Source organism: Rhodococcus sp. MT28, assembly GCF_058792695.1.
In genome coordinates this window covers 154,633-169,544 of the sequence record NZ_JBXAFD010000007.1, presented here as the reverse complement: position 1 = coordinate 169,544, position 14,912 = coordinate 154,633, and the positions used below count along the sequence as shown (strand labels likewise).

Genomic DNA, 14,912 nt, shown 5'->3' with positions numbered 1-14,912 from the left:
GATGATCCGTAGACTTGGTCCTGCGCTGCCGCCTCGAATCGCGGCAAATGGCGATGGGGGTGAGACGAGGCTGGCCTGGCGTCTCGATGTCCAGTCGGTGGCGGAACTGATCGAAGGCGAAGTGGACGGTTCATGGCTTCCGCAGCCGATGCCAGGGTTCTTCCTGTTCGACTCCGAAGCACGGTGGCGCACCGTGCGATACTGGCATGAGCATGGTTCAGTGTCTAACTCCCCGTCGCTCACCCAACGGCGGAAGGAGCAGGCAAAGTTGGAGATATCACGTTGTGCTGCAGAGCTTTTTGTCCTTCGCGGCGAGAATCCGGTGACTGCCGAGGGCATTGCACGCGCAGCTGGAATCGGACTTCGCACGTTCTATCGATACTTCGGACGAAGGAAGATGCGGTGAGGCCGATACTCGCCGACGGGATCGACGAATGGCTCGGGTATATCGCGTCCAGTTCGCCGGGTACGCCTGTTGTTCAGGTGCTGGCATCCGCCGCCCGCGTCGCACTGAATTCACCTGCTGCAACACCCGATGCGATTGCGTTGATTCGCCGACTTGAAAGGATTGTTCCTGGCGATCCGGCGATCCGGCGCTTCGGAACGCGTGGTGAGCTTGGTCAACGACACCGAGACTGCATTGGTGCTCGTACTGCGTGATTTGATGGGACCCGGCGCAGACCCACTGGAAGTGCGTTTGCTTGCAATTGCAGCGAACACGGCCCAGCGGATGGCCGTTGTCGCGTGGGTTGACGGGGACTCCCCGGCGTATGGCGACGGCTCGCCTGCGGAAGTTGCGATGAGGTGTATTCGCATTCTGACCGCGGGACTGGGGCACGTGTCGACCTGAACGCCACTGGCCTTGTCGCATTCGTATTGATCGGCGCTGAACGAACTGGCCGTTCTACTTCCGCATTTTTCTAGAACGTGTTCTACTTTATTGAAGGTTGGCGGGCTATCAATGGAGGCGGAAGATCATGGGTCAGGTTCTGGACAACATCTCACAGTTCGCCGACGAGATCCGCGCCGACGGGGTCGAGGGCGACAAGCTGATGCGCTTGACGGACGGCAGCGCGAAGCGTTTGCGCGACGCCGGCGTCATCCGGATGTTGCAGCCGAAGGAGTTCGGAGGCCTCGAGGCGCATCCGCGTGAATTCGCCGAGACGGCAATGGCTATCGGCGCGATGGACGGTGCCACGGGCTGGGTCAGCGGCATCGTCGGTGTGCATCCGTGGGAGCTTGCGTTCTTCGACCGCAAGGCTCAGGAAGAGGTGTGGGGAACCGATCCTGATACGTGGATGGCGTCGCCGTATGCGCCGATGGGTGTGGCGAGGCCGGTCGAGGGTGGGTACATCCTCAACGGTCGTTGGTCGTTCTCGTCCGGTACCGATCATTGTGACTGGATCATGATCGGTGCGATGGTCGGTGACGAGTCCGGTAAGCCGTTGATGCCGCCGAAGATTCTGCACGTGTTGTTGCCGCGTTCGGATTACGACATCGACCAGGACAGCTGGAATGTCGTGGGTCTGCGCGGTACGGGGTCGAAGGATCTGATCGTCAAGGATGCGTTCCTGCCCACCTACCGCACGATCGACGCCGGAAAGGTTTTCGACGGGACGGCGTGGAAGGAAGCGGGTCGTACGGAGACGTTGTACAAGTTCCCGTTCTCGTGCATTTTCCCGTTGGGGATCACTTCGTCGTTGATCGGTATCGCCGAGGGTGCGTTGGCGTGCAACATGGCGGCGCAGCGTGAGCGTGTGACGGTCAGTGGTGTTCCGATCAAGGAAGATCCGTACGTGCTGTTCGCGATCGGTGAGGCTGCGGCCGAGATCGCTGCTTCTCGGGCTGCGATCTTGGAGACGGTGGATCGTTTCTGGGACATGACGGAGAAGGGGCAGGAAGTTTCGTTCGAGCTTCGTGCGATCGGTCGCCGTACGCAGACTGCTGCTGCGTGGCGGGCGGTGCGTGCGGTGGACGAGATCTTTGCTCGTTCCGGTGGTGGGGCTTTGCAGTTGAACACGCCGATGCAGCGGTTCTGGCGTGATGCTCATGCCGGTTTGGCACATGCGATCCACGTACCTGGCTCCATTTTCCATGCGTCGACGCTCTCGCAGCTCGGCGGCGAACCGCAGGGCATCCACAGGGCAATGATCTGAGCCGTCCTGGGGACACCCGGAGGTGTCCCCATCGCGGTTTTCGTGGGGGTCGATGAGCATGTCGGTGAATCTGGTCGATGACCTCGGACTGTCCGCAGAACCCGCATCGGAGTGACGGCCAACGCGCAATGTGGGTTATAGGGCAAACACCGATAGGCTGGCGGTCATGGCTGAGTTCATTTACACGATGAAGAAGGTGCGCAAGGCGCACGGTGACAAGGTCATCCTCGATGACGTCACGATGAGCTTTTACCCCGGCGCGAAGATCGGTGTCGTCGGACCGAACGGCGCTGGTAAATCCAGCATCCTCAAGATCATGGCCGGACTGGACCAGCCGGGCAACGGCGAGGCATTCCTGGCTCCGGGCGCGACCGTCGGCATCCTCATGCAGGAGCCGGAGCTCGACGAGACCAAGACTGTTCGCGAGAACGTCGAGGACGGTCTCGGAGAGACGATGGTCCAGCTCAAGCGGTACAACGAGATCGCCGAGCTGATGGCTACGGATTACTCCGACGAGCTCATGGAAGAGATGGGCGAGCTGCAGGAGAAGCTCGATCACGCAGATGCGTGGGAGATCGACTCGCAGCTCGAGCAGGCTATGGACGCCCTGCGCTGCCCCCCGCCGGAAGAGATGGTCACTCACCTCTCCGGTGGTGAGAAGCGACGCGTTGCGCTCTGCAAGCTGCTGCTGAGCAAGCCCGACCTCCTGCTCCTCGATGAGCCCACCAACCACCTCGACGCCGAATCTGTCCTGTGGCTCGAGCAGCACCTCGCTGCTTACCCCGGCGCAATCCTCGCCGTGACTCACGATCGTTACTTCCTCGATCACGTCGCGCAGTGGATCTGTGAAGTAGACCGCGGACGCCTGTACCCGTACGAGGGCAACTACTCCACCTACCTGGAGCAGAAGGCTGCACGCCTCGAAGTTGCCGGCAAGAAGGATCAGAAGCTGCAGAAGCGCCTCAAGGACGAGCTCGCATGGGTTCGTTCCGGCGCCAAGGCCCGCCAGGCCAAGAACAAGGCTCGTCTCGATCGCTACGAGGAAATGGCGAACGAAGCAGAGAAGACGCGCAAGCTCGACTTCGACGAGATCCAGATCCCGGCACCGCCGCGCCTGGGTGACGTGGTCGTGGAGGTCTCGAACCTCGACAAGGGCTTCGACGGTCGCGTTCTGATCAAGGATCTCTCGTTCACGTTGCCGCGCAACGGAATTGTCGGCGTCATCGGCCCCAACGGCGTCGGTAAGACGACGCTGTTCAAGACCATCGTCGGTCTCGAGGAGCCTGACGCCGGTGAGGTCAAGATCGGTCAGACGGTCAAGCTGAGCTACGTCGACCAGAACCGTTCCGGAATCGACCCCAAGAAGACGGTCTGGGAGACCGTGTCGGACGGGCTCGATTTCATCGTCGTCGGCCAGACCGAGTTTCCCTCGCGTGCGTACATCAGCTCGTTCGGTTTCAAGGGTCACGATCAGCAGAAGCCGGCCGGCGTCCTCTCCGGTGGTGAGCGCAACCGCCTGAACCTGGCGATGACGCTCAAGCAGGGCGGCAACCTGATCCTGCTCGATGAGCCCACCAACGACCTCGACGTCGAAACCCTCGGCTCGCTGGAGAACGCTCTCGAAGAGTTCCCCGGCTGCGCCGTCGTGATCTCGCACGATCGCTGGTTCCTGGACCGGACCTGTACCCACATCCTTGCGTGGGAAGGTGGCTTCGGCGACAACGAGGCAGCCTGGTACTGGTACGAGGGCAACTTCGAGGGCTACGAGGCGAACAAGGTCGAGCGACTCGGCCCCGACGCCGCACGCCCGCACCGCGTGACTCACCGCAAGCTCACCAGGGACTGATCCGGTGTCCGACGTATACACGGCGCAGATCCAGGTCCGGTGGGGCGATTCCGACCGGTTGGGTCACGTCAACAACACGCGTTACGTCGAGTACATGCAGGAAGCGCGCATCCAGTTCCTGGAAGCGAAACTGGCGCCGCTCGGCGGCCGGCCGGGATACCTCGTGGTTCGAAAGATGACCGTCGAGTTCCTCAAGCCGGTCACCGATCGGTCCGGTCCCTTGAATGTGGAGATCTTCACGACTCACGTCGGGACTTCCTCGTTCACGGTTCGGCACGTCATCCGTGACAACGCGGGTGTCGAATGCGCTTTCGGCGACGCGTTGATGGTCGGATTCGACACGGTGTCCGAAAAGTCCAGACCGCTGGCGGACAGCGAACGCGCGGTGCTCGAAGCATCGCTTGTTCAGATGACGACATCGTAGATTTCGTTTCTCAGTTCACCCTGGGTACTGGTTGCCGCGGCTAGTCTCGAGTCAGAGATTGGTCGCGGCGATCAGAACCCACAAGGATGTGAGCCAGGAATGACAGACCGTGTACGGCAGCAGGGCACAGGCCTCGACGAAGCGACGTTGTTGACGCGTCTTCGCGAGGCCTTTTTCACGCATATCGACGAGGGTGACAGCGACGACGTCATCAACGGTCGATCGGATCGAGTCCTGCTCGCGCATCTTGCGCTCGGGAGGCAGCGGACCCCGGGCACGGCCGTATGGCGTGTGTACCGCCCGTCAGGATCCGAGGGTCTCGGCGCTGCCGTCCAGATCGTCACCGACGACATGTCGTTGCTCGTCGAGTCCGTTACCGCGATGCTCAACCGACAAGGTGTGGGAATCAGTCAATTCGCCCATCCGATCCTGACGGTTGAACGCGATGACTCGGGCAATCTGATGTCCTTGGGCGACAGCGGTATCCAAGAATCCTGGATGCACGTCCAGTTGGACTCCGAAGTCGAGGATTCCGCTCTCGACGCGATCGAAGCACACCTCGGCAAGGTGCTCGCGGACGTCCGCCAGGTGGTTGGTGACACCCCGGACATGAAGGCATTGCAACTGCGCGTTGCTGACGAGTTGGAGAGTGCTGCAGAAACTGCCTCCGGGAGGATCACCCCCGAAGAATTCTCCGATACCGCTCGGCTGCTGCGGTGGATGGCGGACGGAAACTATGCCGTGCTCGGATACCGGCGATTCGAGGGTACGAAGGACGGTTCACGCACGGTCGCCGGCAGCGGGCTCGGCGTGCTGCGCTCCGACGCGGTCACCGAAGGCCCGATGAGTTTGCCTCCCGTCGCAGATCTCCCGGATCGACCGCTTCTGGTCCTGACGCAGGGATCGTTTCCCGCCACGGTGCACCGCGCTGTCTACCCGTACTTCGTGGGTGTCTCGATCCTCGACGACGAGGGAAACATCGTGGGGGAGCACAGATTCCTGGGTGTGTTCACCGTGGTCGCACTCCACGAGAACGTCCTCGCGATTCCTCTGATCGAGCGCCGCGTTCGCGAAGTCATCGCGCGTGCCGGTGTCGACCTGCATTCGTACTCCGGTCAGGCGATGCTCGAGGTCATCCAGTCGTTCCCACGCACCGAGTTGTTCTCGAGCGACGCCGAGACCTTGTTCGAGACCGTCCACGCCGTGCACAGCATCGGGCTGCGTCGACAGGTGCGACTCTTTGTCCGCGAGGACACGTTCGGACGCTTCGTGTCCTGCTTGGTGTACCTACCCCGCGACCGGTACACGACGCGGGTGCGACTGGCGATGCAAAACCTGCTGTGGCGCGAATTCGGACCAGGCACAGTCGATTACACCGCCCGGGTTACCGAGAACGATCTTGCGCTGTTGCACGTGACGATCCGGCGCGATCCGGACAGTGAGCCGGTTCATCTGGATGTCTCCGAGGCCAACCGCGAGCGAGTTCAGGCTCTGTTGACCGAAGTCAGTCGTAGCTGGGACGACCGCATCAACGACCTTGTTCGTGAAAGTCCGGGTGTGGATCCGGAACTGGTGCAGCGGTATTCGCGGGTGCTTCCCGATGGATACAAGGAGGACTTCGAACCGTCACGCGCGTTGGCCGACATCGCCCGACTCGAGGCGTTGGCGCCAGGCGCGATCGACGTACTGCTCTATCGTGCTGTGGACTCCGCGCCCGGTGCCTGGCGCTTCACGCTCTTCGTCGGCGGCGACGGTATCTCGTTGAGCCAGGTGCTACCGGTGCTGCAGTCACTCGGCGTCGAAGTTCTCGACGAGCGGCCGCACGTCGTGCAGCGACTCGACGGCGTTCAGTGCTGGATCTACGATTTCGGATTGTCGGTACCGGCGGATCTTCGGGCGTCGGTCGAGATCGACCTCGATGCGCAGGTGCCGCTCGAGACCAGTACCGCCCCGCTGACCGAGGTCCAGAAGCGATTCACGGCTGCATTCGGTGCAGTCTGGTTCGGCCGGGCCGAAGCTGACCGATTCAACGAGTTGGTGCTGCGGGCCGGAATGTCCTGGCGGCAAGCCGTGGTGCTGCGTGCTTACGCAAAGTATCTGCGCCAGGCCACATTTCCATACAGTCAGTTCCACATCGAAGGAATCGCGCTTACACACCCGCAGACCGCGTTTGCATTGGTGCAGTTGTTCGAGGCGATGTTCGACCCCGAGAAGCAGGACGACATTCGCGTCGCCGAATTGGACGAGCAGTTGCGTGCGTCCATCGACGAGGTACTCAGCTTGGATGCCGATCGCATTCTGCGTGGAATGTTCTCCTTGGTGAAGGCGACCTTGCGTACCAATTTCTACGTCGTCGACGCCGATGGCCGCTCTCGCGACTACCTGTCGGTCAAGCTCGATCCCTCACGGATCAGCGAGTTGCCCAAGCCGCGGCCGGCTTTCGAGATCTACGTGTACTCACCCGAGGTCGAAGGCGTCCACCTGCGATTCGGCGCAGTCGCGCGCGGCGGGCTCCGCTGGTCCGACCGGCGCGAGGATTTCCGCACCGAGGTGCTCGGCTTGGTGAAGGCTCAGGCCGTCAAGAACGCGGTGATCGTGCCGGTCGGCGCCAAGGGCGGCTTCGTCGTGAAGAATCCGCCTCTGCCGACGGGTGATCCGGCCGTTGATCGAATGGCGACGCTGGAAACCGGCAAGGCCTGCTACACCACGTTCATCTCCGGATTGCTCGACATCACCGACAACGTGCACGCGGCTACCGGCGAAGTTGTGACGCCGGATCGAGTGGTGCGCAAGGACGATCAGGATCGCTACCTGGTGGTCGCCGCGGACAAGGGCACGGCGACGTTCTCGGATCTCGCCAATTCGGTTGCCGCCAAGTACGACTTCTGGCTCGGCGACGCGTTTGCCTCCGGTGGCTCCGTGGGATACGACCACAAGGGCATGGGTATCACCGCTCGCGGCGCCTGGGAAAGCGTCAAGCGGCACTTCCGCGAACTCGGGGTCGACACGCAGACGCAGGATTTCACGACGGTAGGCGTCGGCGACATGAGCGGAGACGTGTTCGGCAACGGAATGCTCCTCAGTCGGCACATCCGTCTGGTGGGCGCGTTCGACCATCGACACATCTTCCTCGATCCGAACCCGGATGCAGCGAGCTCGTTCGTCGAACGTCAACGACTGTTCGAGTTGCCACGGTCGTCATGGGCCGACTACGACAAGAGCCTGATCAGTGAAGGTGGCGGCGTCTGGGACCGCACGGTCAAGTCGGTTCCGATCGCCGAAAGCGTCCGGATCGCACTGGGTCTGGCCGAGGGGGTCACGAAGCTCTCGCCGCCGGAATTGATGCAGGCGATTCTGTCGGCACCGGTGGATCTGCTGTGGAACGGCGGAATCGGTACATACGTCAAAGCGTCGACCGAGACCAATGCGCAGGTCGGCGACAAGAGCAACGACGCCGTGCGTGTCGACGGTCAAGATCTGCGGGTCAAGGTGATCGGGGAGGGCGGCAACCTCGGCGTCACTGCTCTGGGAAGAATCGAGTTCAGCGCCAGCGGCGGTCACATCAACACCGACGCCATCGACAACTCGGCCGGCGTCGACTGCTCCGATCACGAAGTGAACATCAAGATTCTTCTCGATTCGCTCGTGCGTTCGCAGTTACTGCCCACGCAGGAACGGAATCCGTTGCTGGCGTCGATGACCGACGACGTGGCGGCGCTGGTGTTGGCGGACAACATTGCTCAGAACGCGCTGCTCGGAATCTCCCGCGTGACCGCTTCTCAGATGCTCGGTGTTCACCGCCGTCAGTTGACGGATCTGACCAAGGCACGTGGCCTTGACCGCAAGCTCGAGGCGTTGCCGACCGACAAGGAGATCGAGCGTCGACTCGAGGCCGGAGTGGGTCTGACGTCGCCGGAATTGGCGACGCTGACGGCGCACGTCAAGCTTTCACTCAAGGACGATCTGCTCGCAACCGAGTTGCCGGACAACGATTTCTTCGCCCAGCAGATCCCGCAGTACTTCCCGACCGCTGTTCGCGATCGGTTCGAAACGGAGATCAAGGCACACCCGTTGCGGCGGCAGATCGTCGCGACGATGCTCGTGAACGAAGTGATCGACAACGGCGGAATCACGTACGCCTACCGCTTGGCCGAGGAGACCGGAGCGAGCAGTACGGACTCGATCCGTGCCTACGCCGCTGTGCGAGAGGTGTTTGCGCTCGACGAGGTGTGGTCGCGAATCCGCTCGGCGGGCGTCAGTGCAGAGATCGAAAACGAGTTGATCGTTGAGTCGTGCCGCTTGCTCGACCGCGCGTCGCGGTGGTTCCTGGCCAATCGGCCCCAGCCGATCGCCGTCGGCGCCGAGGTTGCGCGTTACTCGGCGGCGTATCGGGCTACGGCACCTCTGGTCCCGGGGCTGCTTGCGGGCCATCAACTCGACGATCTGCTGGTGCGGGCTCAATCGGTGATCGATCGCGGGGCTCCGGAAGCGTTGGCGCTGGACGTGTTCCGACTGCTGGATGTCTACTGCCTGCTCGACATCGCGGATATCGCCGACATCGCAGATCACGACATCGCCGAAGTTGCGGAGCTGTACTACGCCTTGGACGCGCATCTGGGAATCGACTGGTTGCTGAGCGCGGTCTCGGGACTCGAGCGCGGCGATCGATGGCACTCGCTCGCGAGGCTCGCGTTGCGAGACGACCTCTACAGTTCGCTTCGGCAGCTGACGATGGAGGTTCTGGCCGGCGGCGAGCCGGGGGAGTCGCCGCAGGAGAAGATCGACGAATGGGAGTCGACCAACGCCTCGCGTCTGAGCCGGGCGAGGGCAGCTCTCGTCGAGATCTTCGAGTCTGGGACGCTTGACCTCGCGACGCTCTCGGTGGCGGCGCGTCAGGTTCGTAGCATGGTGCGCAGCATGGGCACCCGATCGGAGGTAGGACGTTGAGCGAAGGATTCCACGCCGAAGTTGTGGTTCGGTGGTCCGACATGGATGCCTTCCAGCACATCAACCACGCACGGATGGTGACGTTGCTCGAAGAGGCGCGGATTCCTTGGTTGTTCGAAGACTCGCGCCCGACGGTCACCCTGCGTGACGGGGCCGTGATTGCCGATCTCCACGTGCGTTATCGCGGTCAACTGCGGCACGACGATTCGCCGCTCGACGTCTTCATGTGGGTGGAAAAGGTGCGCGCGGTGGACTTCACCATCGCGTACGAGGTTCGCCCCCGCGGTGCGGATCTCAGTGTCCCGCCGTCCATCGTGGCGTCGACTCAGATCGCGGCCTTCGATATCGACACTCAACGTTTGCGTCGCCTCAGCGGGCCCGAGCGCGAGTACTTGGAGAGCTGGCAACGTGCATGAACGTGTACTGACCGTGCCCGAGGAGGCCGAGCGAAAGAACTTGGCCGGCTTCATCGGTCATGCCTTGCGTTTGGACGAGTCCACGGTCATCCGGATGCGTCGACGCGGAGATGCTCACCTGAGCGTCTGGGCGTCAACGGGTTTCGACGCTCTCGCTACGCGAACCGTGGCGGGCACCATCAACCCTGACGACACCTCGGCTGCCGGCGATCAGTTGCTCTCGGCGGTGGAGCAGGCGACAAGTGAGCTGATCGATCCGGGGTTCGCCATGGATTCGGCGTGGCGTGGGGCGTTGCCGCCGATGGACGGCTTCGAGCACCTGGACGACGTACCCGCCCGGGTGCTGATCGAACTGGCGCAGCGGGGCAACGCCTTGGCACTGGAGCATGGAAGTAGTCACGGTCCGCCGGCGTCGTTGCTCGATCAGGACGTGCTCGAGGTCAGTGGTCCGTCCGGCACGGTCGGGATCTCGATGCGGGTTGTTTTTGCCTTGACCGCAATGGGATTCGTTCCGCACGCCGGGTCCGAGGCGATGACCGCCGACATCGACCTCGAGCAGATCGACGCCTCGGAACTGGTTCGGGTGCGGGCGAGCAAATCCTGGGTGCGGCTCGATGCACGGTTCGGTTCGATCTACCGTCACCGCGGTGGTTCGATACCGCTGATGGTCGCACGATAGGAGTTCAGGTGGCGGGTGCGGTGTTCTCTCAGATCAGCCACGCCGCAGCGTTGACGGGTAGTTGACCGTCGACGAGTGGCGCGCTGCTCAACAGCAGCTGCCCGTTCGGCAGTGCGATCGGCACCTCCGTGGTGTTGAGAGCACAGATCAGACCACCGCGTCGACGGAAAGCGAGGCAGCCGGGGGGACTGCCGTACCAATCGATGTCGGCGCCGGAGAACTCCGGCCTGGCGCTACGGAGTTCGAGGGCGGCGCGATAAAGCGAGAGCATCGAGTCGACGTCCTCGATCTGCGCCTCCACCGTGAGTGTCGACCACTCGCGTGGCATCGGCAACCAGGTGCTCGCACCGGTGGTGAATCCGAACGGGGGTTCGCTTCCTTCCCACGGAAGGGGCACTCGGCAGCCGTCGCGTCCTCGCTCGGCATGTCCGGATCGTTCCCAGACCGGGTCCTGTAGTGCCTCGTCGGGCAGGTCGACGTTCGGCAGGCCGAGTTCGGCTCCGTTGTAGATGAAGCTCGCGCCCGGAAGCGCCAGTTCGACGAGGATCATCGCCCGTGCGCGTTGGGTTCCGATCTCACCCCCGCCGTAGCGCGTGACTTCACGTTCGACGTCGTGATTCGACAGCGTCCACGTGGGCACACCCCCGACCTCGGCGACGGCCGCAAGAGAGTTCTCCACGGCCTCCCGGACGGACTCGGCGGAGAATTCGGTTTCTGCAAGTCGGAAGTTGAATCCGAGATGCAGTTCGTCTGGCCGGATGTATTCGCCGAACTTCTGGTTGTCCTTCACCCAGATCTCGCCGACGGTCATCGCCTCCGGGAACTCGTCCATGACCTTGCGGATGCCGCGGTGGATTTCGTGAACTGCCGGGTTGTTGAACCGCGGGTCGTCGTCGGAATTGCGCATGAGCTCGTTGAGCTCCCAGTCGTGGTCCGGCAAACCGTCGGGCTTGGCCATTCCGTGGGCCACGTCGATGCGGAATCCGTCGATTCCGCGCTCGAGCCAGAACCGCAGAGTCTTGGCGAGGTCGTCGAAGACCTCGGGGTTGTCCCAGTTCAGGTCGGGCTGTTCCTTGGCGAAGATGTGCAGGTACCACTGGCCGGGTGTTCCGTCGGCTTCGGTGACGCGGGTCCACGCCGGGCCGCCGAAGATGCTCGGCCAGTTGTTCGGCGGTTCGTTGCCGTTCTCACCTTTGCCGTCTCGGAAGATGTAACGGGATCGCTCCGCAGAACCGGGCGCCGACGCCAGGGCTGCCTTGAACCACTCGTGCTGATCACTCGTGTGGTTCGGGACCAGGTCCATCGTGACCTTGATTCCGCGTTCGTGGGCTGACGTGATCAGCGAATCCATCGTCGCCAGATCGCCGAACAAGGGATCGATGTCGCGAGGATCCGAGACGTCGTAGCCGTGGTCTGCCATCGGTGACTTCATCACCGGGCTCAACCAGATTGCATCGATGCCGAGCAGTTCGAGGTAGCCGAGTTTCTCCTCGACTCCGCCGAGGTCGCCGATACCGTCGCTGCCCGAATCGGCAAAAGAACGCGGATAGATCTGATAGAAGACCGCCTCGTTCCACCACGGGGCTTCGGGCCGGCTTACAGAGGACGAATCCGCGGGGGTGCTCACAGCAGTTCATAGTGCCAAACGTCTGGCACTCTCACGACTTGGACACGGCAAAAGCGTGACTCTTTACCTAGCCTTGGTGTACTTTGCATTCACGCGGTGACACCATGTGGCAACTTTGGTGTTACTGCCGGGGGAGAAGTATTCGGGAATTCAACCAAGGGGGCTTGGCCTTGACTTTGTCGGCAATCGAAGCGGTCAGTTTGGATCATGTACTGCTCGAAGATGATCCCATCAACCGCGACTGGATAATCTTCGGCACACCGGTTGCACGGTCGGCGCAATGGTCGGCGAGTAAAGACGGGACCACGACTACACACGTCTGGGATTGCACGAAGGGGCGCTTCCGCTGGTACTTCCACGCGGACGAAATCGTGCACATCATCGAAGGGTCGGTCACCGTTCAGGCCGACGGAATCGCCGAGCGAACCCTGAGTGTCGGCGATGCCGCACTCTTCCGTGCGGGCAGTTGGTCGGAGTGGGAGGTCGAAGAGTACGTGCGCAAGCATGCAATCTTGAGTTCGCCCCTGCATCCCACGGTGTCGTTCGGGGTACGAGCAGTCCGCCGGGTCGCGCGCGTGTTCAGGCCGAAGGCTAGGTAGACGGTCAGATAGCGGAGTTCACCATGGACGCGGCAGCCATCTCCATGTAGTCGATCAACTGCTTGCGGTGCACCGGGCTCAGAGTCTTCTCGTCGATGGACGCGATGGCGACGTGCATGCACCGCAGCCACGCATCACGCTCGATCGGGCCGATCACGAATGGATTGTGGCGCATCCGCAGACGCGGGTGTCCACGTTCCTCCGAGTACGTGTGCGGTCCGCCCCAGTACTGCTCGAGGAACATCCGCATCCGCCGCTCGGCCGGGCCGAGATCGGCCTCGGGGTAGAGCGGGCGCACAACCTCGTCCTTCGCGACCTCTTCGTAAAATCGCGCGGTGAGCTTGTGAAACGTCTCGGCTCCGCCGACGGCGTCGTAGAAGGTCTGCTGCACGTCGTGCTGTACGTCATTCATGGCAAGTTCCATTGTGCCTGACGGCCGTAGTGGTCGGTTTCCGGGTCGACGACGGTTGTATCGAGTCGGAGTGCGTACCCATTCACCGGAAATTCACCGGCCGTCCTGGCAATTTTGTTCGAAATGGGAGTGCGTAACGCGATCATCCGTGGTCAACTTGGGGGCAGTCTCCCGGAGGTCGTATGAAGAACCGACATGCTGCACGCAATCACCGACAACTCCAGCCCACTAGCGCGCGGAACGACCACGCGTTAGGGGCTGTTCTGGAAGTTGTTCCTGACGGGTTCGCGCACACTACCGACCCACTCTTTTCCGACGAGCATTCTCACCTCGAGATGTTCCCTCCCGATCGCGTCGTCCCCGAGTGGGTGAAACGTCGGGTGCTACTGCTCAACGTCACGTACGAACCGCTGACCGCCCTTCCTGCCAGGCGCGCGGTCGTACTGATGGCCTGCGGCAAGGCCGATACCGTCCACGAGGACGAACAGGGCCCGGTAGTCCATTCCGCGGACTGGTCGGTGCAGGTTCCCTCGGTCATTCGATTGCGCACCTACGTGCGCGTTCCATATCGCGCCCGCATCCCCATGACTCGTGCCGCGCTGATGCATCGTGACCACTTCCGATGTGCGTACTGCGGAGCCAAAGCCGAAACCATCGACCACGTCGTTCCTCGCAGCAGAGGTGGCGGGCATTCGTGGGAGAACTGCGTCGCGTGCTGTGCCCCCTGCAATCACCGCAAGGCCGACAAGATGCTCAGCGAACTCGGATGGACCCTCCGTGCGGAATTGGTCCCGCCGTCCGGACCTCACTGGCGTCTGCTCGCGGCGACCAAGGAATTGCATCCGGCGTGGATGCCTTATCTCGGCGTGGGCGCAGCCTGAGCTATGTGTCGGCGTGGGCGCAGCCTGAGCAATGTGTCGGCGTGGGCGCAGCCTGAATTGAGTTCTAGCGTCACCGAAACGAAATTGCCCGAGAATTTGTGGCCCTGACGCTTTCCTTCCTGGCGTTCTGGGCTACGTTATCTGGTGTGAGCATTCTCGAGGTAGTACTGATATACGTTGGGATTCCGGCCTTGATCACCGCGTTCTTCGCGGCTGCGTCCTTCCTCGGGAAGAAGACGCCGGGACCGGTTCCGCCGGCGTTCCATCTGGGTGAGTCGTGGGATCACGCTCCCGTGCTGTGGAGTGCTGTCGACGAGGTCACCGTTCGCGGTGGCCATCACGGCAGTGCACACGCAATCGAAGCCGGTTCGGCTGATCTGATCGGAGGGTCCGCAAGTGGCAAGTGGTGATCATTCGACCGCGCTCGCAGTAGCGCCCGAGGACCTGCCCGTCGGCAGCGTCGTCACGTCCAGTGGACGCGTATCCGGTGTGCATCGCATCGGCGAGCCGTTCACCGACGATCTTCCGTTCGAGACCATGGATCTGGTCGCGCTCGACGTCGCGATGACCGAAGCGACGCGGGCCACCAAGGTGCGGTTCAACGCGTACGTCGGTGATCTCGGTTCTGATCCGGCAGCGGGTGCCGACGCATTGTTCCCGACCACGCCCGAAGTCGAGCGTTCCGTCCTGATCGCCGTTTCGCCCAACCAGCGCACCGTCGAGGTTCGCAGCGGTCGGGCAATCGCCGATCGGGTCACCGATCGTGTTACCCAGCTCGGAGCAACGGCAGCTGTTGCATCCTTCAGTGAAGGCAACCTGATCGACGGACTGATCAGTGCCATCCGCGTTATGGCAGCCGCAATTTCAGCGCCGTAACTGTTTGTCAGACACAGGCCGGGGGGGGGGAGGGGGGGGGGGGGGGGGG

General features: G+C 62.4%; 14 protein-coding genes. 12 read left to right on the top strand and 2 right to left on the bottom strand.

Annotated elements, in window-relative coordinates; all coding sequences use genetic code 11:
- The first annotated feature begins 1 nt into the window (after position 1).
- The 8 genes from AC1Q6C_RS25690 (at position 2) to AC1Q6C_RS25655 (ending at position 10,468) form a co-directional block, all read left to right on the top strand.
- Positions 2-406 carry a TetR family transcriptional regulator gene (locus AC1Q6C_RS25690; protein ID WP_230691720.1) on the top strand — a complete coding sequence of 135 codons (405 nt, stop codon included), beginning with the start codon at positions 2-4 and terminating at the stop codon, positions 404-406.
- A 153-nt stretch (positions 407-559) separates the two neighbouring features.
- A complete protein-coding gene (locus tag AC1Q6C_RS25685) occupies positions 560-850 on the top strand; it encodes a hypothetical protein (RefSeq protein WP_492666881.1) in 291 nt (96 codons plus the stop codon).
- A 127-nt stretch (positions 851-977) separates the two neighbouring features.
- Entirely contained in the window at positions 978-2,156 is a 1,179-nt protein-coding gene (locus tag AC1Q6C_RS25680) for an acyl-CoA dehydrogenase family protein (RefSeq protein WP_230793130.1), read from the top strand.
- Between the two features lie 166 nt (positions 2,157-2,322).
- Positions 2,323-4,002, top strand: a complete 1,680-nt coding sequence (gene ettA / locus AC1Q6C_RS25675) for an energy-dependent translational throttle protein EttA (protein ID WP_007730925.1) — start codon at positions 2,323-2,325, stop codon at positions 4,000-4,002.
- A gap of 4 nt (positions 4,003-4,006) precedes the next feature.
- On the top strand, positions 4,007-4,426 hold the full coding sequence (locus tag AC1Q6C_RS25670; protein ID WP_003944475.1) for an acyl-CoA thioesterase: 420 nt from the start codon (positions 4,007-4,009) through the stop codon (positions 4,424-4,426).
- A 99-nt stretch (positions 4,427-4,525) separates the two neighbouring features.
- Positions 4,526-9,373: an NAD-glutamate dehydrogenase gene (locus AC1Q6C_RS25665; RefSeq protein WP_042450238.1), complete on the top strand. Its 4,848-nt coding sequence runs from the start codon at positions 4,526-4,528 to the stop codon at positions 9,371-9,373.
- Complete coding sequence (locus AC1Q6C_RS25660) at positions 9,370-9,789, top strand: acyl-CoA thioesterase (protein ID WP_003944573.1); 420 nt, start codon at positions 9,370-9,372, stop codon at positions 9,787-9,789. Before AC1Q6C_RS25665 ends, AC1Q6C_RS25660 begins: the two co-directional genes overlap by 4 nt.
- Positions 9,782-10,468, top strand: coding sequence for a DUF8010 domain-containing protein (locus tag AC1Q6C_RS25655; RefSeq protein ID WP_030536651.1), 687 nt, complete (start codon positions 9,782-9,784; stop codon positions 10,466-10,468). Before AC1Q6C_RS25660 ends, AC1Q6C_RS25655 begins: the two co-directional genes overlap by 8 nt.
- 28 nt (positions 10,469-10,496) lie before the next feature.
- Here the strand turns inward: AC1Q6C_RS25655 and AC1Q6C_RS25650 are convergent, their stop codons facing one another.
- On the bottom strand, positions 10,497-12,095 hold the full coding sequence (locus tag AC1Q6C_RS25650) for a glycoside hydrolase family 13 protein (protein WP_007730939.1): 1,599 nt from the start codon (positions 12,093-12,095) through the stop codon (positions 10,497-10,499).
- 170 nt (positions 12,096-12,265) lie between these two features.
- Here AC1Q6C_RS25650 and AC1Q6C_RS25645 point away from each other — a divergent pair, with 170 nt between their 5' ends.
- The gene (locus AC1Q6C_RS25645; protein ID WP_228401110.1) at positions 12,266-12,694 is read left to right on the top strand and encodes a cupin domain-containing protein; all 429 of its coding nucleotides are present in this window, start codon (positions 12,266-12,268) and stop codon (positions 12,692-12,694) included.
- Positions 12,695-12,698: 4 nt separating this feature from the next.
- Here the strand turns inward: AC1Q6C_RS25645 and AC1Q6C_RS25640 are convergent, their stop codons facing one another.
- A complete protein-coding gene (locus AC1Q6C_RS25640; protein WP_003944464.1) occupies positions 12,699-13,106 on the bottom strand; it encodes a globin in 408 nt (135 codons plus the stop codon).
- Positions 13,107-13,288: 182 nt separating this feature from the next.
- Between AC1Q6C_RS25640 and AC1Q6C_RS25635 the strand changes: the two genes are divergently transcribed.
- The 3 genes from AC1Q6C_RS25635 to AC1Q6C_RS25625 all read left to right on the top strand — a co-directional run bounded on the left by AC1Q6C_RS25635 (position 13,289) and on the right by AC1Q6C_RS25625 (position 14,863).
- A complete protein-coding gene (locus tag AC1Q6C_RS25635) occupies positions 13,289-13,987 on the top strand; it encodes an HNH endonuclease (RefSeq protein ID WP_172403517.1) in 699 nt (232 codons plus the stop codon).
- A gap of 146 nt (positions 13,988-14,133) precedes the next feature.
- Complete coding sequence (ctaJ, locus tag AC1Q6C_RS25630; protein ID WP_007730943.1) at positions 14,134-14,397, top strand: aa3-type cytochrome oxidase subunit CtaJ; 264 nt, start codon at positions 14,134-14,136, stop codon at positions 14,395-14,397.
- Complete coding sequence (locus tag AC1Q6C_RS25625) at positions 14,384-14,863, top strand: DUF5130 domain-containing protein (protein WP_492666880.1); 480 nt, start codon at positions 14,384-14,386, stop codon at positions 14,861-14,863. Before ctaJ ends, AC1Q6C_RS25625 begins: the two co-directional genes overlap by 14 nt.
- The last annotated feature ends 49 nt before the right edge of the window (positions 14,864-14,912 follow it).